At 70.7% G+C, this 24396-nt stretch carries 25 protein-coding genes; 14 read left to right on the plus strand and 11 right to left on the minus strand.

The features are described 5' to 3' along the window. Positions 1 to 71: 71 nt before the first annotated feature. The 5 genes from B9O00_RS12170 to B9O00_RS12190 all read right to left on the minus strand — a co-directional run bounded on the left by B9O00_RS12170 (position 72) and on the right by B9O00_RS12190 (position 4498). Positions 72 to 1247, minus strand: coding sequence for an ABC transporter substrate-binding protein (locus B9O00_RS12170; RefSeq protein WP_085122955.1), 1176 nt, complete (start codon positions 1245 to 1247; stop codon positions 72 to 74). Positions 1248 to 1380: 133 nt separating this feature from the next. Next, positions 1381 to 2049 carry a pyroglutamyl-peptidase I gene (gene pcp / locus B9O00_RS12175; RefSeq protein WP_085122956.1) on the minus strand — a complete coding sequence of 223 codons (669 nt, stop codon included), beginning with the start codon at positions 2047 to 2049 and terminating at the stop codon, positions 1381 to 1383. Between the two features lie 115 nt (positions 2050 to 2164). Then, positions 2165 to 2743 carry a PAS domain-containing protein gene (locus B9O00_RS12180; protein WP_085122957.1) on the minus strand — a complete coding sequence of 193 codons (579 nt, stop codon included), beginning with the start codon at positions 2741 to 2743 and terminating at the stop codon, positions 2165 to 2167. 21 nt (positions 2744 to 2764) lie between these two features. Then, positions 2765 to 3007 (minus strand): Lrp/AsnC ligand binding domain-containing protein, encoded by a 243-nt coding sequence (locus B9O00_RS12185; protein WP_085122958.1) that lies wholly within the window; start codon positions 3005 to 3007, stop codon positions 2765 to 2767. Between the two features lie 96 nt (positions 3008 to 3103). Continuing rightward, positions 3104 to 4498, minus strand: a complete 1395-nt coding sequence (locus B9O00_RS12190) for a DEAD/DEAH box helicase (RefSeq protein ID WP_496196056.1) — start codon at positions 4496 to 4498, stop codon at positions 3104 to 3106. 311 nt (positions 4499 to 4809) lie between these two features. Here B9O00_RS12190 and B9O00_RS12195 point away from each other — a divergent pair, with 311 nt between their 5' ends. Together B9O00_RS12195 and B9O00_RS12200 are read left to right on the plus strand one after the other, a co-directional pair. After that, positions 4810 to 5352, plus strand: coding sequence for a hydrolase (locus tag B9O00_RS12195; protein ID WP_085122960.1), 543 nt, complete (start codon positions 4810 to 4812; stop codon positions 5350 to 5352). Between the two features lie 28 nt (positions 5353 to 5380). Continuing rightward, entirely contained in the window at positions 5381 to 6082 is a 702-nt protein-coding gene (locus B9O00_RS12200) for an alpha/beta fold hydrolase (RefSeq protein WP_085122961.1), read from the plus strand. Here B9O00_RS12200 and B9O00_RS12205 read toward each other — a convergent pair. Together B9O00_RS12205 and B9O00_RS12210 are read right to left on the minus strand one after the other, a co-directional pair. Continuing rightward, positions 6060 to 6638: a cytochrome b gene (locus B9O00_RS12205; protein ID WP_085122962.1), complete on the minus strand. Its 579-nt coding sequence runs from the start codon at positions 6636 to 6638 to the stop codon at positions 6060 to 6062. The genes B9O00_RS12200 and B9O00_RS12205 overlap by 23 nt on opposite strands. A 2-nt stretch (positions 6639 to 6640) precedes the next feature. Next, complete coding sequence (locus B9O00_RS12210) at positions 6641 to 7768, minus strand: catalase family peroxidase (protein ID WP_200808479.1); 1128 nt, start codon at positions 7766 to 7768, stop codon at positions 6641 to 6643. Between the two features lie 149 nt (positions 7769 to 7917). Between B9O00_RS12210 and B9O00_RS12215 the strand changes: the two genes are divergently transcribed. Then, on the plus strand, positions 7918 to 8634 hold the full coding sequence (locus B9O00_RS12215) for a glutathione S-transferase family protein (protein ID WP_085122963.1): 717 nt from the start codon (positions 7918 to 7920) through the stop codon (positions 8632 to 8634). Positions 8635 to 8650: 16 nt separating this feature from the next. On the opposite strand, the gene B9O00_RS12220 is transcribed toward B9O00_RS12215, so the two are convergent. Then, the gene (locus B9O00_RS12220; protein WP_085122964.1) at positions 8651 to 9256 is read right to left on the minus strand and encodes a hypothetical protein; all 606 of its coding nucleotides are present in this window, start codon (positions 9254 to 9256) and stop codon (positions 8651 to 8653) included. A 192-nt stretch (positions 9257 to 9448) separates the two neighbouring features. On the opposite strand from B9O00_RS12220, the gene B9O00_RS12225 reads away from it, so the two are divergent. Genes B9O00_RS12225 through B9O00_RS12235 form a run of 3 tightly spaced genes read left to right on the plus strand, consistent with a single transcriptional unit; the run spans position 9449 to position 10336 of the window. Next, on the plus strand, positions 9449 to 9667 hold the full coding sequence (locus B9O00_RS12225) for an AbrB/MazE/SpoVT family DNA-binding domain-containing protein (RefSeq protein WP_085122965.1): 219 nt from the start codon (positions 9449 to 9451) through the stop codon (positions 9665 to 9667). Further along, a complete protein-coding gene (locus B9O00_RS12230; protein ID WP_085122966.1) occupies positions 9667 to 10047 on the plus strand; it encodes a type II toxin-antitoxin system VapC family toxin in 381 nt (126 codons plus the stop codon). The genes B9O00_RS12225 and B9O00_RS12230 overlap by 1 nt, the downstream gene beginning before the upstream one ends. 43 nt (positions 10048 to 10090) lie before the next feature. Then, positions 10091 to 10336 carry a hypothetical protein gene (locus tag B9O00_RS12235; protein ID WP_085122967.1) on the plus strand — a complete coding sequence of 82 codons (246 nt, stop codon included), beginning with the start codon at positions 10091 to 10093 and terminating at the stop codon, positions 10334 to 10336. A 21-nt stretch (positions 10337 to 10357) separates the two neighbouring features. On the opposite strand, the gene parE is transcribed toward B9O00_RS12235, so the two are convergent. Then, on the minus strand, positions 10358 to 12352 hold the full coding sequence (gene parE / locus B9O00_RS12240; RefSeq protein WP_089229688.1) for a DNA topoisomerase IV subunit B: 1995 nt from the start codon (positions 12350 to 12352) through the stop codon (positions 10358 to 10360). Between the two features lie 64 nt (positions 12353 to 12416). On the opposite strand from parE, the gene B9O00_RS12245 reads away from it, so the two are divergent. The 8 genes from B9O00_RS12245 (at position 12417) to B9O00_RS12280 (ending at position 22129) form a co-directional block, all read left to right on the plus strand. Next, the gene (locus B9O00_RS12245; RefSeq protein WP_085122969.1) at positions 12417 to 12839 is read left to right on the plus strand and encodes an acyl-CoA thioesterase; all 423 of its coding nucleotides are present in this window, start codon (positions 12417 to 12419) and stop codon (positions 12837 to 12839) included. A gap of 128 nt (positions 12840 to 12967) precedes the next feature. Continuing rightward, a complete protein-coding gene (gene motA / locus B9O00_RS12250; protein ID WP_085122970.1) occupies positions 12968 to 13843 on the plus strand; it encodes a flagellar motor stator protein MotA in 876 nt (291 codons plus the stop codon). 152 nt (positions 13844 to 13995) lie between these two features. Next, complete coding sequence (locus tag B9O00_RS12255; protein ID WP_085122971.1) at positions 13996 to 14391, plus strand: hypothetical protein; 396 nt, start codon at positions 13996 to 13998, stop codon at positions 14389 to 14391. Next, positions 14388 to 14888: a PAS domain-containing protein gene (locus B9O00_RS12260; protein WP_085122972.1), complete on the plus strand. Its 501-nt coding sequence runs from the start codon at positions 14388 to 14390 to the stop codon at positions 14886 to 14888. Before B9O00_RS12255 ends, B9O00_RS12260 begins: the two co-directional genes overlap by 4 nt. Positions 14889 to 14968: 80 nt before the next feature. Beyond that, positions 14969 to 15604 (plus strand): helix-turn-helix domain-containing protein, encoded by a 636-nt coding sequence (locus tag B9O00_RS12265; protein WP_085122973.1) that lies wholly within the window; start codon positions 14969 to 14971, stop codon positions 15602 to 15604. Positions 15605 to 15634: 30 nt separating this feature from the next. Then, positions 15635 to 18082 carry a GcvT family protein gene (locus B9O00_RS12270; protein ID WP_085122974.1) on the plus strand — a complete coding sequence of 816 codons (2448 nt, stop codon included), beginning with the start codon at positions 15635 to 15637 and terminating at the stop codon, positions 18080 to 18082. Next, positions 18079 to 20532 carry a GcvT family protein gene (locus B9O00_RS12275; RefSeq protein ID WP_085122975.1) on the plus strand — a complete coding sequence of 818 codons (2454 nt, stop codon included), beginning with the start codon at positions 18079 to 18081 and terminating at the stop codon, positions 20530 to 20532. Before B9O00_RS12270 ends, B9O00_RS12275 begins: the two co-directional genes overlap by 4 nt. A 31-nt stretch (positions 20533 to 20563) precedes the next feature. Continuing rightward, positions 20564 to 22129 (plus strand): trimethylamine methyltransferase family protein, encoded by a 1566-nt coding sequence (locus B9O00_RS12280; protein WP_085122976.1) that lies wholly within the window; start codon positions 20564 to 20566, stop codon positions 22127 to 22129. 239 nt (positions 22130 to 22368) lie between these two features. Here the strand turns inward: B9O00_RS12280 and glnA are convergent, their stop codons facing one another. Then, a complete protein-coding gene (glnA, locus tag B9O00_RS12285; RefSeq protein WP_085122977.1) occupies positions 22369 to 23778 on the minus strand; it encodes a type I glutamate--ammonia ligase in 1410 nt (469 codons plus the stop codon). A 97-nt stretch (positions 23779 to 23875) separates the two neighbouring features. Further along, a complete protein-coding gene (locus B9O00_RS12290) occupies positions 23876 to 24214 on the minus strand; it encodes a P-II family nitrogen regulator (RefSeq protein ID WP_085122978.1) in 339 nt (112 codons plus the stop codon). Positions 24215 to 24396 lie beyond the last annotated feature (182 nt).

Consider the following 24396-nt stretch of genomic DNA (forward strand, 5'->3'; position numbering starts at 1 on the left):
GCCGGAAGCCCTTCTGGGCTTCCGGGCTCGCCTAACGCCCGGGATGACGGAAAGGGTGGGGCATCGCAGTCCTACATCTTGCACTCGGCCGCGTAGGCGTCGCCGTGCTCCTTGAAGGCGGTGCCGATGATCTTGTTGGTCAGCACGTCGCCCTCCTTGACCACCTCGCGCACGTAGATGGTCTGGATCGGGTGGTGGTTGCTGGCGAACTTGAAGGCGCCGCGCACCGAGTCGAAGTCGGCGGCCTCGAGCGCCTTGCGGAAGGCGTCCTTGTCCGCGACCCCGCCGGTCTTCTTCAGCGCCGAGGCGATCAGGCGCGCCGCGTCGTAGCCCTGGCTGGCGTAGAGCGAGGGCAGCCGGCCGTAGGCCTTCTGGAAGCCGGCGACGAAGGCCCTGTTGGCGGCATTGTCGATGTCCTTGTTCCACTGCGAGGAGTTGACGACGCCGAGCGCCGCCTCGCCGACCGCGCCGAGGATGCCCTGGTCGAAGGAGAAGGCCGGACCGAACAGCGGGATCTGGCCGTTGAGGCCGGCCTGAGCGTACTGCTTGATGAAGGAGATGCCCATGCCGCCGGGCAGGAAGAAGAAGACCGCGTCGGGCTTGGCGTCGCGCAGCGCGGCGATCTCGGCGGCGTAGTCGGTCTGGCCGAGCTGGGTGTAGACCTCGCCGGCGACGCCGCCCTTGTAGTAGCGCTTGAAGCCGGCCAGGGCGTCCTTGCCGGCCGGGTAGTTCGGCGCGATCAGGTAGACCTTCTTGAAGCCCTTGTCCTGGACGTACTGGCCCATCGCCTCGTGCAGGTTGTCGTTCTGCCAGGCGACGTTGAAGTAGTTCGGGCTGCAGCCCTTGCCGGCGAGCAGCGACGGCCCGGCGTTCGGGCTGATGTAGAAGACGCCGGCGCGGGTCACCTTGGGCACCACGGCGATTGCCAGGTTCGACCAGACGATGCCGGTCATGATCTGGACGTGGTCGCGCTCGACCATCCGGTTGGCCAGCTCCGTCGCGACGTCGGGCTTGCGGGCGTCGTCGTCGACGATCAGCTCGACCGGAACGCCGCCCAGCTTGCCGCCTTCCTCGTCGACCGCCAGCTTGAAGCCGTCGCGGATGTCGATGCCGAGGCCGGAGCCGCCGCCGGACAGCGTGGTGATCATGCCGATCCTGACCGGATCGGCGGCCTTCGCCGGCGCGCCGGCGACAAGAGGCAGGGCCGCCAGCGTCGCGGCGGCCAGCGCGGTCATGCGCAACTTCATCGGTGTCTCCCCTCGAACCCTGTTCTCTGCTTCCTTGGCGCCGCCGGAGCCCTCCGAAGCGGCGCGCCCGGCACTCTAGTGCAGATCGCGACCCGACGGAATCGCTTCACGACCCGCCGGGTCCCGATCCGGGCTAGATCTGCAGGCGGGAGACGATCGGATCGTCGCTGTCCTGGGGGTGCGAGAGGATGGCGGCGATGCCCGCCTCGACCCCCGCGGCCGCCGTCTCGAGGGACATGCTGGGCGCGCCCAGGTTCTCCTCGCGGGCCGCGACCTCGGGCAGGTGGGGCAGGTGGATCCAGCCGGCGCGCAGCGCGAGGCCGTCCACCGCGGCATGATGCAGGATGCCGTAGAGCAGGTGGTTGCAGCAGAAGGTGCCGGCGGCGTCGGAGATGTCGGCGGGGACGCCGGCGTCGCGCATCGCTCGGACCATCGCGCGGATCGGCAGGGTGCTGTAGTAGGCCACGGGCCCGCCCGGCACGGTCAGCTCGCCCTGCAGCGCGCGGCCGGCGTTGTCGCGCAGGCGGTAGCGGGCGCAGTCGTTGAGGTTCTGCGCGATCCGCTCCACCGTCAGCATGGCGCGGCCGCCGTACTCGCCCAGCATGACGACGGCCTCCGGCCGCAGCTCCGCGATGGCCGCGCGCACGACCTCGATGCAGGTGAAGAAGGTGTTGGGCAGGATGCGCCCCACCACGGCCGCGCCGCCGATCTCGGCACCGTCCAGGCGCCGCGCCACCAGCTCGGCCGGATTGACCGGCGTGTTGCCGAAGGCCTCGAAGCCGGTCACCAGGATCCTGCTCATCGCGATCCGATCCCCCCAACAGCACGTGCCCCGCAGCCTGCCTTGCGCCAATTGGCGATGGGAGGCAAGGCCGAATGCTGCGATCCGCGGGCCGCGGCGCCGGCTCCGTTCCGGTTCACAGGAAGCGGCAGCAGGCCTCCCGGCGCTTGCGGCTGACGGCCTCGTCGTAGACCTCGAAGAAGTTGCGGGAGCCGACGAGCCATTCGTCCCAGTCGACGCCGCCAAGCACCCGGTCGACGACGACGCCGTCGCTGGAGAGCGGCAGCGACAGGCGTCGATAGGGCAGGATCCGCCCGTCGTGCAGCCGCGACTCGACGACGGTCAGCCAGCCGCGCTTCTGCCCGACGACGGTGGCGTAGCTGCGTGCCGCGTTGTCGGACCAGGGCGTCGGCAGCGCCCCGACCAGGCCCTGGCCGGTCAGCTCGCGGTCGAACAGCTCGCGGATGCGGGTCCCGGCCAGGCGTACCTTGACGTCGCCCTCGACCGGCTCCAGCAGGTAGATCCAGGGGAGCAGGCGGGTCAGCTCGCTCGGTTCGATGGCCTTGCGCGCCGGCAGTCCCCCGGGCGGCCGCTTGCTCTCCCAGTAGTCGTAGAGCTGGCCGAGGCGGCCGTCGCCGAGCAGGTCCCGGAAGGCGTCCGGCTCGAGCGGGTCGGGGATCGACGGGGCGCCGGGTGAAGGCGGAGTCTGGATCACCGGATCGCTCGAGAGGAAACGTCAGGAGAAGGCCTTGAAGGCGATCAGCGTGAAGGTGTCCTGGATGCCGGGCAGCGTCTGGATGTGCTCGGTCACGAAGTGGCCGATGTCGGTGCCGTCCTCGAGGTAGCACTTGACCATGAGGTCGTACTGGCCGGAGGTCGAATGGACCTCCGAGACCTGCTCGACGGTCTGCACCAGGTCGTCGGCGACGCTATAGGCGCGGCCCAGCTGGCACTTGATCTGGACGAAGATGGTCTGCATGGCCCCGCCATCATAAGGGTGCGGGCGCGGACGAGAAAGGGGCCACCCGCTGCCGGACGGCCCCCGCTTTCCGCCGTCGCCCGCGCCGGGCTCCGATCAGCCTTCCAGCACGGCCGCCGGGACCTCGCGCAGGATGAAGGCCGGCACATGGTCGCCGAACGGCGTGTCGCCGACCGGCGAGGCCTCGTCGTCGTGCGACTCGTCGCGGCGACGGCGCGCCGGCTCGGCGCGCGCCTTGCGGCGACGGCCACCCTCGGCCGCCGGCTTGGCGACGGCCCGCTCGGGCTGCGGGGCGGCCCCGGTCTCGACCGTCTCGGCCTCGATCGCCTCGGCCTCGATCGGCTCGGCCGCCGGCTGCCTGGGCTCGCGGGCCTCGCGCGGCTCGTCGCGGCCGCTTCGGCGCTTGCCGCGGCTGCGGCGTGGCTTGGCCTCGCTGGTTTCCAGAAGGGCCGGCGTCTCGACCGTCTCGCCGGTCGGCGAGGCGATCTCCTCGATCTTGGCGCCGATCAGCTTGTGCAGGTTGGCCAGCAGCTTCTCGTCGTTGCGCGTCGCCAGCATGAAGGCCTTGCCGCTGCGCCCGGCGCGGCCGGTGCGGCCGATGCGGTGCACGTAGTCCTCGCTGTTGATCGGAACGTCGAAGTTGAAGACGTGGCTGACCCGCGGGATGTCCAGGCCGCGCGCCGCGACGTCGGAGCAGACCAGCAGGCGGATCTCGTCGTTCTTGAAGCGCTTGAGGGTCTCGACGCGGGCCGGCTGGGCCATGTCGCCGTGCAGGGCCTCGGCGTCGTAGCCGTGGCGCTTCAGGGACTTGTAGACCAGGTCGACGTCGCGCTTGCGGTTGCAGAAGATCAGCGCGGACTGGATCTCGTCCTTCTCCGCATCGAGCAGGCTGCGCAGGGCTGCCCGCTTGGCCTTGGGGTCGCTGTGGCAGTGCAGCACCCGCTGGGCCACGGTGGCGGCCGGCGAGGCCGGCGGCGCGACCGAGATCTCCTTGGGATTGTGCAGGAACTTGTTGCCGAGCTTGCGGATCTCCGGCGCCATGGTTGCCGAGAAGAACAGCGTCTGGCGCAGCGGCGGCAGCAGGTTCACGATGCGCTCGACGTCGGGCATGAAGCCCATGTCGAGCATGCGGTCGGCCTCGTCGATGACCAGCAGCTTGGTGTCGGCCAGCAGGATCTGGCCGCGCTCGAACAGGTCGAGCAGGCGGCCGGGCGTGGCGATCAGCACGTCGACGCCGCGCTGCAGCACCGTCTGCTGGTCCTTCACCGACTCGCCGCCGATCAGCAGGGCCTTGGTCAGGCGGTGATACTTGCCGTAGCGGTCGAAGCTCTCGGCGACCTGGGCGGCGAGCTCGCGCGTCGGCTCCAGGATCAGCGAGCGCGGCATGCGCGCCCGGCCACGGCCTTCGGCGAGGATATCGATCATCGGCAGGGTGAAGCCGGCCGTCTTGCCCGTGCCGGTCTGGGCGACGCCGAGGACGTCACGACCCATCAGGACCATCGGGATGGCCTTTTCCTGGATCGGAGTCGGGGTCTGGTAGCCGAGATCGGCTAACGCATGGAGGGTCTCCGGACGGAGACCGAGATCGTCAAATGTCATGTTGCTCCGGGAAGCTATATATCTGGAAGGCGACGGACGGGTCGTCCTTTTCCACGCCTTCGATGTGGGTCTTCCTATGCGGCGTTCAACCGTGGAAGTCAAGGAAAAGCCCGGTGGAAGCCTTGTCTTGGCCAGGGGACGGGCCTGTGTTATGCGCATGCTAGCGAATAATAATTGCCGATTTATTGCCGGGAGAGACTGAAATGCTCGTCGATCCTGAAGACTCGCTGTTGCTGGTCGTCGACCTGCAGCAGCGCCTGGCGCCGGCAGTCGCCGGCCACGAGGCGATCGAGGCGCGCGTCGTGCGGCTGATCCACGGCGCCCGCCGGCTGCGCGTGCCGGTGCTGGCCAGCGAGCAGTATCCGGAAGGCCTGGGCCCGACGATCGCGCCGGTCTCGGCGCTGCTGCGGCCCGAGGAGCGGATCGCCAAGCGCGCCTTCTCCTGCGCCGACGAGCCGGACTTCATGCAGGCGCTGGCCGAGGCCGGGCGCGGCCAGATCGTGATCTGCGGCATGGAGGCGCACGTCTGTGTGCTGCAGACCGCGGTCGAGCTGGCCGAGGCGCGCTTCACCGTCTTCGCGGTCGCCGACGCCATGGGCTCGCGCGACCCGGCCAACCGCGCGGTCGCCCTGCAGCGCATGACCGCGCTCGGGATCGAGCCGGTGACCAGCGAGATGGTCCTCTTCGAGTGGCTGCGCCGCTCCGACAACGAGGCCTTCAGGGACCTGCTGGACCTGATCAAGTGACGGGGACCAAGTGACGGGTGAGATTCACGTGACGGGCAAGACTTCGCTCGCCTTGCTGCCGGGCCTGCTGCTCGACCGGACCTTCTGGCGCCACCAGGAAGCGGCGCTGGCCGACCTCGCCGAGATCCGGGTCGCCGACTTCTCGACCCAGGACAGCATCGAGGCCATGGCGCGCTCGGTGCTCGAGATGATGCCCGGGCGCTTCGCCCTCTGCGGCCTCTCGATGGGCGGCTACGTCGCGCTCGCGGTCGCACACCTGGCGCCGGAGCGGGTCGAGCGGCTCTGCCTGATGGACACCAAGGCGGCGCCCGACAGCCCCGAGAACACGGCGCGCCGGCGCGGCCTGCTGGAGCTCGCCGCCAAGGGCCAGTTCAAGGGCGTGACGCCGAAGCTGCTGCCGCTGCTGATCCACGAGGCGCGGCTCGGCGACACCGACCTGACCGGCGACCTGATGGCCCAGGCCGAGCGCATCGGCCGCGACGGCTTCGCGCGCCAGCAGACCGCGATCATGACCCGGCCCGACGCCCGGCCCTGGCTCGCCGGCATCCGCTGCCCGACCCTGGTCATGGTCGGCCGCCAGGATGCCCTGACGCCGATGGAGAACGCGACCGAGCTGGCCGCCGGCATCCCGGACTCGCGGCTCGTCGTGATCGACGACTGCGGCCACCTGCCGCCGCTCGAGCGGCCCGAGGAGACCAACCGCCAGCTCAGGCGCTGGCTCGGGGCCTGATCCGCCGCGCGGCGGCCGCGCGGCGCCCGCCGAAGCCGGCCATGCTGGAGAACACCCCGTCGCGGAACAGCAGGGCGTGTGCCAGGGCGGCCGCCAGGTGGCCCAGGAAGGTCGCGAAGAGCAGCAGCGCCAGGACCGTGTGCGCGCTGCGCAGCAGGGCGTAGAGACCGGCGTCGGGCGCCAGGATCGGCGGCAGCTCGACAGTGCCCAGCAGCAGGATCGGATAGCCGGCCGCCGACAGCATCGCCCAGCCGACCAGCGGCAGCGCGACCATCAGCAGGTAGAGCAGCAGGTGCGAGCCGTGGGCGGCCAGCCGCATCGGCCGAGGCATCGCGGCCGGCAGCGGCGGCGGCGGCGCCAGCAGGCGATTGATCACGCGCACCGCGGCCAGCACCAGGATCAGCAGCCCGAGCGGCTCGTGGATCGTCACCAGGCGATGGTAGTCGGTCAGCGACGCGGCCATGGCGATGCCGATGAACAGCATCGCCAGGATCAGCGCCGCCATGACCCAGTGCAGCAGGCGCGAGGCGAAGGGGAAGCGGGCGGGCCGGTTCATGGTCACGATCCCTTGCCGGAGGCCTGGAGCTGGACCGCGCTCGGCTGCTTCGGCTCGCCGGCGCGCAGGGTGAAGGAGCGGGCGTAGGCGGCCGAGCGCGCGCTCAGCAGCGGGTCGTCGGTCGGCGCGATGCCGGGCGGCAGCACCAGCGGGTCGAAGTTGATGTCGCGGCAGTTGCCGGCGGCCTCGGCCTCGACCCGGTCGATCGTCAGGGTGCCGAGGTCGAGCCGCTCCCGCCCGGCCGGCCAGGGCAGCGTCGCGTCGTCCGTCGGGTCACCGGGCTGGCCCAGGGTGACCACGAGGTGCCACTGCACCGGCCCCTCTGCGACGCGGCGGATCATGGCGTCGAACAGGAAGTTGGGATCGTCGGGCGATGCCTCCGCCGGCGTCGCCGCGACGACCGGCCCGGCCGCGACCATCGACCAGCGGACCGGCGTGGCGCGGCCCTGGGCATCGACGAAGCGGAAGGCATCGAGGCTGTTGTAGCTGTCGTCGGCGAAGCCGGAGGTGACGCTGCGTGCCTTGATCAGCGCCAGCGCCGCCGCGGTCTCGGGATGGCTCGCGACGAAGGCCTGCAGGCGCGCCGGGTCGGGCTTGCCGGTCGCCGGGTCCGGCCGCGAGGCGACCAGCTGGTCGGTGAAGGCGGCCGCACCCCTGAAGGGGAAGACCGGGATGTCGTTCATGCCGGTGCGCCACTCGCCGCCGCCGGCCGGCCGGAAGCTCAGCGCCATGCTGCGCACGGTGCCGGTCGCGTCGCCGGCGAAGGGCTGGCCGCCGGCGAGGGCGAAGCGGCCGACGACCGGCGTCCGGCCGGGCTGGAACACGGCAGCGCTGGACAGGCGCTCGCCAGCGCCGTTGCTGTCGAAGCTGCCGGCGATGCACAGACCCTTGGCGTGGTTGCGGCGGAAGCCCGGATGGACGCCGTTGGCGGCGTCGAAGGCCGCCATGACCTTGGCCTGGGTCAGACGGTCGGGCGACAGCCAGCCGCCGGCATAGGCGAAGCAGGCGACGACGGCCGCGACCGCAAGGGCAATGCCGGCGAGGGCGAGCGGGGCGCCGCGCCGTCTCAGCGACGACAGCCGATAGGGATTGGACGGGGCGGGGGAGGGCGTGCTGGATCGGGGCTTCACGTCTGGCCTCCTGAGCGGCGGCGGTGGCGGTGGCGGGGGGCCGCTCCCAGGGTGTGGCGACGCCGCCGGGCCGAGGCACGTCAACTTTCGGTGACCTGCCCTGTCTGCGCCGGCGCTAGGATCCGGCGGCCGATACGCAGGAGGGTCCGATGAAGCTCTATTCCGCGCCGCTCAGCCTGTTCGCCCGCAAGGTCGAGATCGCTCTCGCCGAGAAGGGCCTGGCCTTCGAGAGGGTCATGGTGCCGTTCAGCCAGGAGCGCGGCTACGCCCCCAAGCATCCCGACGTGCTGGCCGCGAATCCCAAGGGCCAGGTGCCGGTGCTGCTCGACGGCGACCTCACCCTCTACGACTCGACGGTGATCCTCGAGTACCTGGAGGACGCCTATCCGCAGCCGCCGCTCTATCCGAGCGGGCCGGCCGAGCGGGCGCGCTGCCGCCAGCTCGAGCTCTACGCCGACGAGGTCATGCTGCCGCCGGTCCGCGCGCTGATGCACCGGCCGGGCCCGAAGCCGGCCGACGCGGCGCTCTGGGACTCCTGGGAGGCCGAGGCCGCGAAGGCGCTGCCGGCGATCGCGCGGCAGTACGAGACGCTCGATCGCCGGCTCGAGGGCCGCGAGCATCTCTGCGGCGCCTTCGGCGTCGCCGACATCGCGGTCTTCCTGCAGGTGCTCTACGGCCAGCGCCTGGCCGGCCCGCCGCTGGAACCGCACGCGGCGCTTTCCGACTGGTGGCGGCGGGTCGCCGAGCGGCCCTCGGTCGCGCCGGTCGCCGCCGAGCTGGTCGACGCCGATCGCGCCCTGTCGCGACCCGTCGCCGGCGCCTGGGCCGGCACGCCGCGTACGAGCTGGCTGCCCGCCGCGGGCTGAGCCCGCGGACCCGGACTCAGAAGGCGCCGGCGCCGCTGAGCGCGCTCAGCTCGATGTTGCTGTTCCTGTCGCCGGTCGGCCGGATCGGCGGGAAGAGATCCAGGGTGATCTGCTTCATCAGCGCCACGAAGCGCGGGTCGTCGGGCGAGGTCGCCGCCGGGACATAGCCCTGGGTCGAGGTCATGCGCCGGAAGCCCTCGCAGAAGATCGCCAGCACCGTGATGCCTTCGCCCTGGCGGCCCATGCTCTTCGGCAGCTCGCCGTTCTTGCAGACCGCGTACTCGTCCCATTTGACCGGCGGGTCGAAGACCAGGACGACCTTGTAGGCGGCCTTCTTCAGGGCCGGCGACGGATCGGTCGTGACCGGAAAGCGCGCGCCGAAGCGGTGGTCGGTCAGGACCCGGTCGACGACGCGCTTCAGCGCTGCCTCCTGGCCGGGGAAGGGCTCGCCGGACAGGTAGGCGGCCATGCCGCCGTTCGCCGCCGGGCCGTTCAGCACCGAGAGGTCGTAGGCGTCGTAGACGTAGGCCGGGCCGCTCACCGGACCGCTGCTGCAGCCGGCGAGGCCGAGAACCGACAGGGTCGCCAGCGCCAGGACCGAAAGGCGGGAGAGGGGCTTCATGGTCGCGTGCTCACCGTGACAGGCAGGGGACGACCCCCAGAGATGGGGCGCCGCCCGCCCCCCGGCAACGGCCCGCGCGGTCGCAGGCGGATCGTCGGATGCCATTGTTGGCCGAGTGTTGTCCGGCCAGGGTTTCCACGGGACCTCACGGATATTATCTTACGATCGTTCCATCGATCGAGGATTGGAAAGATGCCGAGCAAGGAGACTGCGCGCCTGTCGTCGAAGTTCCAGATCTCGATCCCGAAGGCCGTGCGTGCGGCCCGCGACTGGAAGGCAGGTCAGGAGTTCGCCTTCATACCGAAGGGCGAAGGCGTGCTGCTGGTGCCGGTGCCGAAGGTCGGCGACCTCGCCGGCCTGGCCAAAGGCGCAAACCCGGAGGGCTACCGCGACCGCTCGGACCGCTACTGATGCGACTGGTCGATACCTCGGCCTGGGTCGAATGGCTGATCGCCTCGCCGACGGGGGCGGTGCTGGCGGCAGAGATCCCAGACCGTTCGGATTGGCTGGTTCCGACCATCGTGCAGCTCGAACTCGTCAAGTGGCTGACCCGCGAGGCCGGCGAGGAAAAGGCCGACCAGGTCATCGCCTTCACCCAGACCTGCCGAATCGCAGAGCTCGACACGGCGACGGCGCTCTCGGCGGCCGAGCTCTGTGCCCGCCACAAGCTCGCCACAGCGGACGCCATCGTCTACGCGACGGCGCTGGCTCACGGCGCGGATCTGCTGACCTGCGACCGTCATTTCGAGAACCTGCCGGGCGTCAGGCTGGTGTCGAAGGGGCGAACCTGAGCCCTGTTGCGGGCTGGCATGCGTGGGGATGTGGAGTGAGCCGATGGTTCCAGCGCGTCCTGTCGGAGAGGTCATTCGAAGCGCGAGGGAGGGCCTCGGGCTGGACGACGAGTTCTGCGCCCGGCAGTGCGTCCTCTCGTCGTCGTGCTATTACGACGTCGAAGCCTACGACGACGAGTTCTTCACCAACGTTTCGCTCGGCACGGCGAGGCGGATCTGCAAGCTGCTGGGATTGGATCTGCTCGACCTGACGGCAGGTTTCCTGCCGGCGGCGATCGCCGAGGGATGATGCTGAATTCTACGCCCCGCCTCACACGTCGAGCGTGTCGGCCTCGACGAAGCGGGCGTGTTCCTGGATGAAGGCGAAGCGCAGCTCGGGCTTGCGGCCCATCAGCTGCTCGACCCGCTCGGCGGTCTCGGCGAGGCCGAGGGCGGGGTCGTCGAGCGAGGCGGCCTGGTTGACCACGACGCGCAGCAGGGTGCGGCGCTTCGGGTCCATGGTCGTCTCCTTGAGCTGGGCCGCAGGCATCTCGCCCAAGCCCTTGAAGCGGCTGATCTCGACCTTGCCGCGGCCCTTGAACTCGGTGGCCATCAGCTCCTCGCGGTGGGCGTCGTCGCGGGCGTAGAGTACCTTGCCGCCCTGGCTCAGGCGATAGAGCGGCGGCTGGGCCAGGTAGAGCCGCCCGCTCTCGATCAGGCCCGGCATCTCCTTGTAGAAGAAGGTCATCAAGAGGCTGGCGATGTGCGCGCCGTCGACGTCGGCGTCGGTCATGATGATGATGCGCTCGTAGCGCAGCTTGTCGACGTCGAACGAGCCGCGCGTGCCGCAGCCCAGGGCCTGGCCGATGTCCTGGACCTCCTGGTTGGCCTTCAGCTTGTCGAACGAGGCGCTGGCGACGTTCAGGATCTTGCCGCGCAGCGGCAGGATCGCCTGGGTCTCGCGGCTGCGCGCCTGCTTGGCCGAGCCGCCGGCCGAATCCCCCTCGACCAGGAAGATCTCGGTGTTCTCGGCGGCGGTGCGGCTGCAGTCGGCCAGCTTGCCGGGCAGGCGCAGCTTGCGCGTCGCCGTCTTGCGGCTCATCTCCTTCTCGGCGCGCCGGCGCTGGCGCTCCTCGGCGCGCTCGACGATTCGCTCGAGCAGCAGGCGGGCGCGCTCGGGATGGCCGGTCAGCCAGTGGTCGAAGTGGTCCTTGACCGTCGACTCGACCAGGCGCTGGGCCTCGGGGCTGGCCAGCTTCTCCTTGGTCTGGCCCTGGAACTGCGGCTGCTCGATGAAGACCGACAACAGCGTGCAGGCGCCGCCCAGGAGATCGTCTGCGGTGACCTGCGCCGTCTTCTTGTTGCCGACCAGGTCGCCGTAGCCCTTGAGGCCGCGCAGCAGGGCGCCGCGTAGGCCCTGGTCGTGGCTGCCGCCTTCCGGGGTCGGGATGGTGTTGCAGTAGGAGCTGGCGAAGCCCTCCTCGTCGGCCGGCCAGTCGACCGCCCACTCGACCTTGCCGACGCCGTCGGCGAACTTGACCTCGCCGGCGAAGGGCTCGCCGGTCAGGCTGCGTCGCTGGCCCAGGGCCGTGGCCAGGAAGTCCTTGAGGCCGCCGGGGAACTGCAGCGTCGCCTCGGCCGGCGTCTTGTCGTTGGCGCCGAGCAGCTCGGGCGCGCAGGACCAGCGGATCTCGACGCCGCGGAAGAGATAGGCCTTCGAGCGCACCATCTTGAACAGGCGCGCCGGCGAGAAGGACTGCTCGCCGAAGATCTCGCTGTCCGGCACGAAGCTGACCTGGGTGCCGCGCCGGTTCTGGGTCTGGCCGAGCTTCTGCAGCGGCGTCTGGGGCTTGCCGCGGGCGTAGCGCTGGGAGAAGAGCTGCCGGTCGCGGGCGACCTCGACCACGAGCTCTGAGGCCAGAGCGTTCACCGCCGACAGGCCGACGCCGTGCAGGCCGCCCGAGGTCGAGTAGGCGTTCTTCCTGAACTTCCCGCCCGAATGCAGCGTCGTCAGAATGACTTCCAGGGCGGACTTGTCACGGTACTTCGGGTGCGGGTCGACCGGGATGCCGCGGCCGTTGTCGCGCACCGTGACCCGGTTGCCGGCCTCGAGCTGCAGCTCGATCCGACTGGCGTGGCCGGCGACCGCCTCGTCCATCGAGTTGTCGACCAGCTCGGCCACCAGGTGGTGCATGGCACGCTCGTCGGTGCCGCCGATGTACATGCCCGGGCGCAGGCGCACCGGCTCGAGGCCCTCGAGGACGTCGATGTCCTTGGCGCTGTAGCTGTCGTCGGTTTTCGCGAGATTCTGGAAGAGATCGGCCATGACCCGCATTATAGGGAGCCGGAGGAAGCCGCAGCAAGCAGATGCTGTGGGCGAGAGGGGATGCATGACAAGATCTAGTGGAAGTGGCGCGACTCCCGAGGCCGAACTGGAGATCCCGCCGGCCGAGGAGCCGGCGCTGCGCACCCTGGCCATGCCGGCGGACGCCAACCCGAACGGCGACGTCTTCGGCGGCTGGGTGCTGGCCCAGATGGACCTCGCCGGCGCGGTGCCGGCCAGCGCCCTGGCGCGCGGCCGGATCGCCACCGTCGCGGTCGAGGCGCTGCGCTTCCACAAGCCGGTGATGATCGGCGACCTGGTGTCCTGCTACGCCAGGATCGAGCGCGTCGGCACGACCTCGATTGCCGTGCGCATCCAGACCTGGGCCCGGCGCCGCTTCGGCGACGAGAACGTCAAGGTGACGGAGGGCATCTTCGTCTACGTCTCGATCGACGACAGCGGCCGGCCCCGGCCGGTGCCCAAGGACTGAGCGGGCGCACCGCCGCGGCGGGCCGCGCGGTCCGGACGGAGGCGCGGTTTAGGGAAAATTAAGCGGCGCCGGCCAACACTCGCGCATCCAGGCCAGTCCTTCGCGACAAGCAGAGGCGCGCGATTTCCATGCTATCGATCGGCGGCATCGTCGTTGTGTTCATCATGGTGTTCGGCAGCTACATCATCGGTGGCGGCAACCTGGGCATCGTGATGCACGCCATGCCGCTCGAGCTGATGACCATCGGCGGCGCTGCCGTCGGCGCGTTCCTGGTCGCCAACTCGATGGACGTGGTCAAGAAGGGCCTCGGCGGCTTCGGCAAGATGATCAAGGGGCCGAAGTGGGGCCGCGACGACTACCGCGACCTGCTGTGCCTCATGTACATGCTGACCAAGGTCATGAAGACCAAGGGCGTGGTCGGCCTGGAGCCGCACATCGAGAAGCCGGACGAGAGCAAGATCTTCACCCAGTTCACGAAGATCTCGGGCGACCACCACGTGACCGCGCTGATCTGCGACACCCTGCGCATGGTGACCATGAACCTCGACGACCCGCACCAGGTCGAGGACTACATGGAGCGCCAGCTCGAGAAGCACCACGCCGAATCGATCAAGTCGGCCGACGCGCTGCAGACCATGGCCGACGGCCTGCCGGCGCTCGGCATCGTCGCCGCGGTGCTGGGCGTGATCAAGACCATGGCCTCGATCGACCAGCCGGTCGAGATCCTCGGCGAGATGATCGGCGGCGCGCTGGTCGGCACCTTCCTCGGCGTCTTCATGGCCTACGGCATCGTCGGCCCGGTCGCCTCGCGCCTGAAGGAGATCATCGAGGAGGAGGGGCAGTTCTACGCCATCATCCGCGATACCATCACCGCGCATCTGCACGGCCATGCGGCCCAGGTCTCGGTCGAGATCGGCCGCGGCAACGTGCCGAGCCGCCTGCAGCCGACCTTCTACGACCTGGAAGAGGCGATCAACGCCGTGCCGTCCGAGGCGATGGCCTAGGCGCGCCGGCGTCGCGCTGCCCGTCCCGTTCCAACCGTCTGGAAACGAAGGCTCTTCGCCGCGGCCGGCGCCGCGGCACGGCACGGCGCAGCGGCAATGACGGCGGGTTGCAGGCGCTTGCCAGCCGAATTTCGCGCATGCAGGGTAGCGGCATGCATCGACTCGCCACTCTCGGATTCCTGCTTGCGCTCTGCCTGACGGCCGTGCCGGTCGCCGCCGGTCCCGCCCGAGCGGGCGAGGCCGACGTGGTCGCCGCTGAGGCCCTGCGAGAGCCCGCCGGCACCTGGCGCTTCGACGTCACCCTGCGCCATGCCGACGGCGGCTGGGAGCACTACGCCGACGCCTGGGAGGTGCTGGCGCCCGACGGCAGGCTGCTGGCGACGAGCCGGCTGCTGCATCCGCACGTCGAGGAGCAGCCCTTCACGCGCAGCCTGGGCGGCGTCGCGATCCCGGCCGGGGTCTCGCAGGTCACGATCCGGGCCCACGACAGCGTCCACGGCTATGGCGGCCGGACCCTCGAGCTGACGCTGCCGGGGACGGCCGGATGATGAGCATCCGACCCGAGGAGTTCGTCCACGAACGGCTGCGCGAGCTCTACGGCTACTGGCGCGGGCGCTGCGTCGGCGGCCGGCCGATGCCGCGCAGTGCCCTCGACCCGGTCGATCTGGCAGGCCTGCTGCCGAACCTGATGTTCCTGGAGGTGCCGACCGACGGCAGCGAGATCCGCTTTCGCCTGGCCGGCGAGGAGATCGAGGAGCGCTACGGCCGCTCGCTGCGCGGCCGGCGGCTGTCCGAGACCTTCCCGATGGTGCGGCGCCGCGACACCTCGCACCAGTGGGCGGAGATCGTGCGCGACGCCAAGCCGAAGTACCGCCGCGGGCCGATGGCCTTTCCCGAGGACCGGGTGTTCGAGGCCGAGCGGCTGCTGCTGCCGCTCTCCGAGGGCGAGCGCGACGTCCGCTACATCCTGGGCGCCGTCTACTACCTGCCGCTGCCGCCGGCGGCCTTCGAGGCCGCGACGATCGACGGCACGCTGGAGGGATGAGCGCTCGGCCGGCGTCGTGAAATCCGTTGCCGAACTTTCGGTCTCGTGAAAATATGAACTAGATTTTCACGAGGCGACCCATGGCCATCGGCGCGCCGGCAGCGGGCAGGCAGGCGGCAGGACAGGCGGCAGGACAGGCGGGCGCCGGGGCGGACGAGGCCGCGGGCGGCTCCGCCCTCGGCACCGACCTGCGCGCGCTGCGCCGGGCCCGCCGGGTGCCGCTCGCCGAGCTCGGCCTCGCGATCGGCCGCTCGGTCGGCTTCCTCAGCCAGGTCGAGCGCGGCCTGTCGCAGCCCTCGATCGAGGACCTGCGCCGCATCGCCGCCTTCTTCCAGGTGCCGCTCAGCCTGTTCTTCGGCCGCGCCGCCTCGGACCCCCAGGAGCAGGGCGTGATCGTGCGTGCCGGCAGCCGCCGGCAGATCGGCAACCGCGAGGCCGGGCTGGTCGAGGAGCTGCTGTCGCCGGACCTTTCGGCGCCCTTCGAGATGGTGCGCAGCGTCTTCCTGCCCGGCGCCGCGCTCGCCGAGCCGAGCCTGCGCGACACCCAGGAGACCGGCTTCCTGGTCTCCGGGCGTTTCGAGATCGAGATCGCCGGCACCCGCTACGCGCTCGGGCCGGGCGACTCCTTCCACATCGACCACAAGCCGTTCCGCTGGCGCAATCCGGGCGACGAGCCGGCGGTCGTGGTGTGGGTGATCGCCCCACCGACCTACTAGACGCGAAGAAGAGAAGAGGGGGAGGGCGCCATGGCGGAGCTTCCGGGCAGCGCGCGGGTCGTGATCATCGGCGGCGGCGCGGTCGGCGTCTCGAGCCTCTACCACCTGGCCAGGGCCGGCTGGAGCGACGCCGTGCTGCTGGAGAAGAACGAGCTGACCGCCGGCTCGACCTGGCACGCCGCCGGCAACGTGCCGACCTTCTCGACCTCCTGGTCGGTGATGAACATGCAGCGCTACTCGGCCTCGCTCTACCGGGGCCTCGGCGCGGCGGTCGACTACCCGATGAACTACCACGTCACCGGCTCGATCCGGCTGGCCCATTCCGACGAGCGGATGCAGGAGTTCCGGCGGGTCCAGGGCATGGGCCGCTATCAGGGCATGGACATCGAGATCCTCGGCCCGGACGAGATCAGGAGCCGCTACCCCTTCATCGAGACCCACGACCTGAAGGGCGCGCTCTACGATCCGGCCGACGGCGACATCGACCCGGCGCAGCTGACCCAGGCTCTGGCCAAGGGCGCGCGCGACCTGGGGGCGACGATCCTGCGCTTCTGCCCGGCGACCGGGGTCCGGCGCGACAGGGGCGAGTGGGTCGTCGAGACGGCCAAGGGCGAGATCCGCTGCGAGGTCGTCGTCAACGCCGCCGGTTACTACGCCCGCGAGGTCGGGCGCTGGTTCGGCCGCGAGGTGCCGATGATGGTGATGAGCCATCAGTACCTGCTGACCGACGAGATCCCCGAGCTGGCCGCGTGGAGCCGCGAGGTCGGCCACAAGCTGCCGCTGCTGCGCGACGTCGACAGCTCCTACTACCTGCGCCAGGAGAAGACCGGCCTCAACCTCGGGCCCTACGAGCGCAACTGCCGGGCCCACTGGGCGACGCCGGACGACCCGATGCCGGCGGACTTCTCGTTCCAGCTGTTCGACGACGACCTGGAGCGGCTCGAGTGGTACATCGAGGACGCCATCGCCCGGGTGCCGATCCTCGGCTCGGTCGGCGTCCAGCGGGTGATCAACGGGCCGATTCCCTACGCGCCCGACGGCAACCCGCTGATCGGCCCGATGCCCGGCGTGCCCAACGCCTTCGAGGCCTGCGTCTTCACCTTCGGCATCGCCCAGTCGGGCGGCGCCGGCAAGGTGCTGGCCGAGTGGGTGACCGAGGGCTCGACCGAGTGGGACATGTGGTCCTGCGACCCGCGCCGCTTCACCGGCTGGTGCGCCCCGGACTACTGCGTCGCCAAGGGCCTCGAGGTCTACGGCCACGAGTACGCCATGCACTTCCCGCACCACGCCTGGCCGGCCGGGCGGAACAGGCGGCTGTCGCCGGTCCACGAGCGGATCGCCGCGCTCGGCGGCCAGTTCGGCGCCTACAACGGCTGGGAGCGGGCCAACTGGTTCGCCGCCGCGGGCGACGACACCTCCGAGGCGGCGACCCGGACCTGGCGGCGCGACGGGCCCTGGCAGGCCCGCGTCCGCGAGGAGTGCCTGGCCGTGCGCGACGCCGCCGGCATCCTCGACCTGCCGGGCTTCTCGCGCTACCGGCTCGCCGGCCCCGGCGTCGTCCAGTGGCTGGAGGGCCTGATCACCGGCCGCGTGCCGAAGCCCGGCCGCCTGGGCCTCGCCTACTTCGCCGACGCGCGCGGGCGGGTCGTCACCGAGATGTCGGTCGCCTGCCTCGGCGAGGAGGAGCTGCTGCTGATCACGGCGGCTGCCGCCGAGTGGCACGACCGCGAATGGCTGGCCGCGCGGCTCCCCGCCGATGGCTCGATCGTGCTGGAGGACCAGACCGAGGCCTGGGCCTGCCAGATCCTGAGCGGTCCCGCCGCGCGGGCGATCCTGGCCGCGGTCTCCGACGGCGACCTGGCGCGGCCCTGGCTGTCGGTCCAGGAGGCGACTCTGGCCGGCCGGCCGGTCCGGCTGTTCCGCGTCTCCTTCGCCGGCGAGCTGGGCTGGGAGGTGCACAGCCGGGTCGAGGACACGCCGACCGTGTTCGATGCGATCTGGCGGGCCGGCGAGGGCCGTGGCCTCAGGCCCTTCGGCATGTTCGCGCTGAACGCCCTGCGCCTGGAGAAGGGCTATCGGGCCTGGAAGGGCGACCTCTCGACCGACTACTCGGTCCTGCAGTCGGGCCTGGAGCGCTTCGTCGCCTGGGACAAGCCCGCCTTCGCCGGCCGGGCGGCGCTGATGAAGGAGAAGCAGGAAGGCGTCGCCAGGCGCTTCGTCACCCTGCTGGTCGAGGCCGGCGACTGCGACGCGCCCTACATGTCGACCCTCTGGCACGGCGACCAGGTCGTCGGCGAGACCACCTCGGGCGGCTGGGGCCATCGCATCGACCGCTCGATCGCCCTCGGCATGCTGCGCGCCGACCTCGCAGCGCCCGGGCAGGAGATCGAGGTCGAGATCTACGGCGAGCGCTTTCCGGCGACGGTCCAGCCGGACCGGCCGCTCTGGGACCCCGAGAACGCGAGGATCCGGGCATGACCCTGGGGGCTCTACCGGACCGCGCCCGCGCGGTCGTCATCGGCGGCGGCGTCTCCGGCTGCTCGGTCGCCTACCACCTGGCGCAGCTCGGCTGGAGCGACGTCGTGCTGCTGGAGCGCAGGCAGCTGACCTGCGGCACGACCTGGCACGCCGCCGGGCTGGTCGGCCAGCTGCGCGGCTCGCAGAACATGACCCGGCTGGCCCGCTACTCGGTCGAGCTCTACCGGCGCCTGGAGGCCGAGACCGGCGTCGCGACCGGCCTGCGCCAGAACGGCTCGATCTCGATCGCCCTGACCCGCGAGCGCGCCGAGGAGCTGCGCCGCTCTCTGGCGCTGGCCCGCGCCTTCGACATCGAGGGCGGCGAGATCGATGCCGCCGAGGTCAAGCGGCTCTATCCGCACCTGGAGACCGGCGACGTGGTGACCGCCGTGCACCTGCCGGGCGACGGCCAGTGCGATCCGGCCAACATCGCCATGGCCCTGGCCAAGGGCGCCCGCATGAAGGGCGCGCGCATCGAGGAGGGGGTGAAGGTCACGGCCGTCGGCCAGGCGAACGGCCGGGTCACCGGCGTCACCTGGGAGCGCGCCGGCGCCACCGGCTTCATCGAGGCCGAGGTCGTGGTCAACTGCGGCGGCATGTGGGCCCGCGACCTCGGCGCCGCCTCGGGCGTGACGATCCCGCTGCACGCCTGCGAGCACTTCTACCTGATCACCGAGCCGATCGAGGGCCTGGGCCAGCTGCCGGTGCTGCGCGTCCCGGACGAGTGCGCCTACTACAAGGAGGACTCGGGCAAGATGATGCTGGGGGCCTTCGAGCCCAAGGCCAAGCCCTGGGGCATGGCCGGGATCCCGGAAGACTTCTGCTTCGACCAGCTGCCCGAGGACTTCGAGCACTTCGAGCCGATCCTGGAGCAGGGCGTCAGGCGCATGCCGCTGCTGGCGACCGCCGGCATCCACACCTTCTTCAACGGCCCCGAGTCCTTCACCCCGGACGACCGCTACTACCTCGGCGAGGCGCCCTCGCTCAGGGGCTACTGGGTCGCCGCCGGCTACAACTCGATCGGCATCGTCTCCTCGGGCGGCGCCGGCTACGCGCTGGCCCAGTGGATCGACCGGGGCCAGCCGCCCTTCGACCTCTGGGAGGTCGACCTGCGCCGGGCCCAGCCGTTCCAGGCCAACCGCGCCTACCTGAAGGAGCGGGTCAGCGAGACGCTCGGCCTGCTCTACGCCGACCACTTCCCCTACCGCCAGCCGGCGACGGCGCGCGGCGTGCGCCGCTCGCCGCTCCACGAGCAGCTGAAGGCGCGCGGCGCCGTCTTCGGCGAAACCGCCGGCTGGGAGCGCGCCAACTGGTTCGCCGGGCCGGGCCAGGAGCCCGCCTACCGCTACAGCTGGGGCCGGCAGAACTGGTTCGAGAACGCGCGGGCCGAGCATCTGGCGGTGCGCCAGGGCGTCGGCCTGTTCGACATGAGCTCCTTCGGCAAGATCCGGGTCGAGGGCCGTGACGCCTGCGCCTTCCTGGAGCGCCTCTGCGCCAACCGGATCGACGTCGAGCCGGGCCGCCTCGTCTACAGCCAGATGCTCAACGAGCACGGCGGCATCGAGAGCGACCTGACGGTCAGCCGGCTGTCCGAGACGGCCTTCCTGCTGGTCGTGCCCGGCGCCACGCTGCAGCGCGACCTCGCCTGGCTGCGCCGCCATCTGGGCGAGGGCGAGTCGGCGGTGATCACCGACGTCACCGCCGGCGAGGCGGTGCTCTGCCTGATGGGCCCCCGGGCCCGCGAGGTGCTGGCCGGCTGCTCGCCGAACGACTTCTCGAACGAGAGCCATCCCTTCGGCACCTGGCGCGAGATCGAGATCGGCTGGGGCCTGGCGCGCGCCCACCGCATCACCTACGTCGGCGAGCTGGGCTGGGAGCTCTACGTCGCCTCGGACCAGGCGGCCCACGTCTTCGAGGCCCTGGAGGCGGCCGGCGCGGAGCCGGGCCTGACGCTCTGCGGCCTGCACGTGCTCGACTCCTGCCGGCTGGAGAAGGGCTTCCGCCACTTCGGCCACGACATCACCGACGAGGACCACGTCCTGGAGGCCGGCCTCGGCTTCGCGGTCAAGACCGACAAGGGGCCGTTCCTCGGCCGCGAGGCGGTGCTGCGCAAGCGCGAGGCGGGACTGGAGCGGCAGCTGGTGCAGTTCCGCCTGAGCGACCCCGAGCCGCTGCTCTACCACAACGAGCCGATCGTCCGGGACGGCCGCATCGTCGGGATCCTGACCTCCGGCGCCTACGGCCACTGGCTGGGCGCCTCGGTCGGCATGGGCTGGGTGCCCTGCGCCGGCGAGAGCGCGGCGGCGCTGCTGGCCTCCAGCTACGAGATCGACGTCGCCGGCCGCCGCGTGGCCGCCGAGGCGTCGCTGAAGCCGTTCTACGACCCGGAGGGCGCAAGGGTGCGCGCGTAGTTCCCGGTCACAGAGGGAGGCGTGTGTGTCGATGAGCGTGGTGGAAGAGGGCGGCGCGCGGCGCCGCCGGGGCGGGCGCGAGAGCAAGCACGCCGAGCGGGCGGCGGCCCTGGCCGAGGACATCAGGCCGATCCGGCCGGGCCTGCCGGGCGGCTGGTACAAGCCGCTGACCGATGCCGGCGTGGCGCGCATCAACGAGGCGGTGCTCGAGGTCCTGGAGGACATCGGCATCGGCCAGGCGATCCCGAGCTGCGTCGAGGCCTGCACGGCGCTCGGCGCGGTCTACGAGAACGGGCGCCTCAGGTTCCCGCGCGCGCTGGTCGAGGACGTCGTGGCCCGTGCCGCGCGCAACTTCCCGCTCTGCGCCCAGGTGCCCGAGCTCGACCTGCATCCGGGCGGCAGCCGCGTCCACTTCGGCACCGCCGGGGCGGCGGTCCACCTGGTCGATCCGGTCAGCCGCGAGTACCGCGAATCGACCCTGCAGGACATCTACGACGCCGCGCGCATGGTCGAGGTGCTGGACAACATCCACTTCTTCCAGCGCCCGATGGTGCCGCGCGACCTGCCGGACCCGACCGAGCTTGACGTCAACACGCTCTATGCCTGCCTGGCGGGCACCCGCAAGCACGTCGGCGTCTCCTTCACCAGCCCGCAGCGCGCGCAGCTCTGCCTGGAGATGCTGCACGTCGTGGCGGGCGGCGAGGCGAGGTGGCGCGAGCGGCCCTTCGTCAGCAACTCGAACTGCCACGTCGTGCCGCCGCTGAAGTTCGGCGAGGACGCCTCGGCGGTGCTCGAGGTCTGCGTGCGCGGCGGCATGCCGGTGCTGCTGCTCTCGGCCGGGCAGGCGGGCGCCACGGCGCCGGCGGCGATCGCCGGGGCGGTCGTGCAGGCGGTCGCCGAGGTGCTGGCCGGCCTGGTCTACGTCAACGCCCTGGTGCCCGGCGCGCCGGCGATCTTCGGCACCTGGCCCTTCGTCTCGGACCTCCGCACCGGCTCGATGTCGGGCGGCTCGGGCGAGCAGGCGCTGCTGACCGCGGCCTGCGGGCAGATGGCGCAGTTCTACGACCTGCCGGGCGGCTCGGCCGCGGGCATGACCGACGCCAAGCTGCCGGACATGCAGTCGGGCTTCGAGAAGGGCATCACCGAGGTCATGGCCGGCCTCGCCGGCACCAACCTGATCTACGAGGCGGCCGGCATGCACGCCTCGCTGCTCGGCTTCTGCCTGGAGAGCCTGGTCATCGACAACGACGTGATCGGCCAGGCCCTGCGCTGCGTGCGCGGCATCGAGGTCACCGAGGACAGCCTGTCGCTGGAGGCGATGCGCCGGGTCTGCCTGACCGGGCCGGGCCACTACCTGGGCGACGCGCAGACCATCCATCTGATGCAGCGCGACTACGTCTATCCGCGTGTCGCCGACCGCAAGAGCCCGAAGGAGTGGGAGGAGCTGGGCTCGAAGGACGTGCTGGAGCGGGCGATCGAGGAGAAGCAGCGGATCCTCTCGACGGTCTTCCCCGGGCACCTGCCGCCGGCCGTTGACGCTGAGCTCAGGGCGCGGTTCCCGGTGCGGCTGCCGCGGGAGGCGATGCGGCGGGGGTAGGGGGAAGACACCTCTCCCTCCCGCGCTTCGCGTGGGCCCCTCCCTCTCCCCTGAAGCCGAGAGGGAAAAGAAGAGCGCCCGTTCATTCCCTCTCCGCTTCGGGGAGAGGGAGGGACCCGCGGCCGAAGGCCGTGGGAGGGTGAGGTGAGCGGAATTTCCGCCCGCTCCCTCCTCACCGAAAGAAGAACGGGCCGCCCCGAAGGGCGGCCCGCCAGCAACCAGTCCGAAAGAGCGACCGCTCAGCTCGAGTAGTACATCTTGAACTCGATCGGGTGCGGCGCCTGCTCGAAGGTGTAGATCTCTTCCCACTTGAGGTCGACGTAGGCGTCGATCTGGTCCTTGTCGAAGACATCGCCGGCGAGCAGGAACTCGTGGTCCTCCTCTAGGGCCTTCACGGCCTCGCGCAGCGAGCCGCAGACCGTCGGCACCTGGGCGAGCTCCTCGGGCGGCAGGTCGTAGAGGTTCTTGTCCATCGGCTGGCCCGGATGGATGCGGTTCTTGATGCCGTCGAGGCCGGCCATCAGCATCGCGGTGTAGCCGAGGTAGGGGTTGGCGGTCGGGTCGGGGAAGCGGACCTCGACGCGCTTGGCCTTCGGGCCGGCGCCGAACGGGATACGGCAGGAGGCCGAGCGGTTGCGGGCGGAGTAGGCCAGCAGCACCGGCGCCTCGAAGCCCGGGACCAGGCGCTTGTAGCTGTTGGTCGAGGGGTTGGTGAAGGCGTTGACCGCGCGGGCGTGCTTGATGATGCCGCCGATGTAGAACAGCGCGGTCTCCGACAGGCCGGCGTAGCCGTCGCCGGCGAACAGCGGGGTCGAGCCCTTCCAGATCGACTGGTGCACGTGCATGCCCGAGCCGTTGTCGCCGTAGACCGGCTTCGGCATGAAGGTCGCGGTCTTGCCGTAGGAGTGCGCCACGTTGCGGACCACGTACTTGTAGATCTGCATGTTGTCGCCGGACTTGACCAGCTCGTCGAACTTGATGCCGAGCTCGTGCTGCGACGGCGCCACCTCGTGGTGGTGCTTCTCGACGGTGACGCCCATCTCCTTGATCACCGAGACCATCTCGGCGCGCAGGTCGGTGGCGCTGTCGACCGGCGGCACCGGGAAGTAGCCGCCCTTGATGCCCGGGCGGTGGCCGAAGTTGCCCTCTGCCAGCTCGCGGCCCGACATGTAGGGGCCTTCCTCGGAGGTGAACTTGAAGAAGGAGTGGTTCATGTCGGTGGCGAACTGCACGTCGTCGAACACGAAGAACTCCGCCTCGGGGCCGAACACGGCCTTATCGCCGATGCCGGTCGAGGCCATGTAGGAGATCGCCTTCTTGGCGGTGCCGCGCGGGTCGCGGTTGTAGGGCTGGCCGGTCGTCGGGTCGTAGACGTCGCAGGTCAGGATCAGCTGCGGCTGGGCGGCGAAGGGGTCCATGACCGCGGTCGCCAGGTCGGGCCGCAGGCTCATGTCGGACTCGTTGATGGCCTTCCAGCCGGCGATCGACGAGCCGTCGAACATGATGCCCTCTTCCAGCATCTCCTCGTCGACGGTGTCGATGTGCTGGGCGACGTGCTGCCACGTGCCGCGCGGGTCGGTGAAGCGGAAATCGACGTACCGGACGTCGTTGTCCTTGATCATCTGGAGTACGGTCTTGGCATCGGACATGGTGCTGCGTCCTTTCTCGTTCGCTAGCGTGTGCTTCCTCTAAAACCCAAACATCCGGCCGCGCGGCGGCCGGATGGTCATCGTCGGGCGGCTCGTTCTAGACAGCTTCGGGCCCGCGCTCGCCGGTACGGATCCGGATCGCCTCGTCGACCGTCGAGACGAAGATCTTGCCGTCGCCGATGCGGCCGGTGCGGGCGGTCTGCTGGATCGCCTCGACCACACGCTCGACCAGGCTGTCGTCCAGGACCACCTCGACCTTCACCTTGGGCAGGAAGTCGACCACGTACTCCGCACCGCGATAGAGCTCGGTGTGTCCCTTCTGCCGTCCGAAGCCTTTCGCCTCCGTGACCGTGATCCCCTTGATGCCGACGTCGTGCAGGGCTTCCTTCACTTCATCCAGCTTGAAGGGCTTGATGATGGCTTCGATTTTTTTCATGGCCTCGTTCGCTTGTCGCAAGTCGGAACGGCACGGCCCGGGGAGCGGGCCGGCGCGCCGATGAGCCCCCAGAAGCAGGAGCCGTGCCAAGCCGGGCAGGCACGTCCGGTGCGGGCCGAGGGGCAGGGGGTGGCGCCCGACGGCCCGAAGCCGGTGGTCAGAAAATAGGCAATCTGCCTGTC

The sequence above is a fragment of the Tistlia consotensis USBA 355 genome (assembly GCF_900177295.1).
Classification (GTDB): Bacteria; Pseudomonadota; Alphaproteobacteria; order Kiloniellales; family DSM-21159; genus Tistlia; species Tistlia consotensis.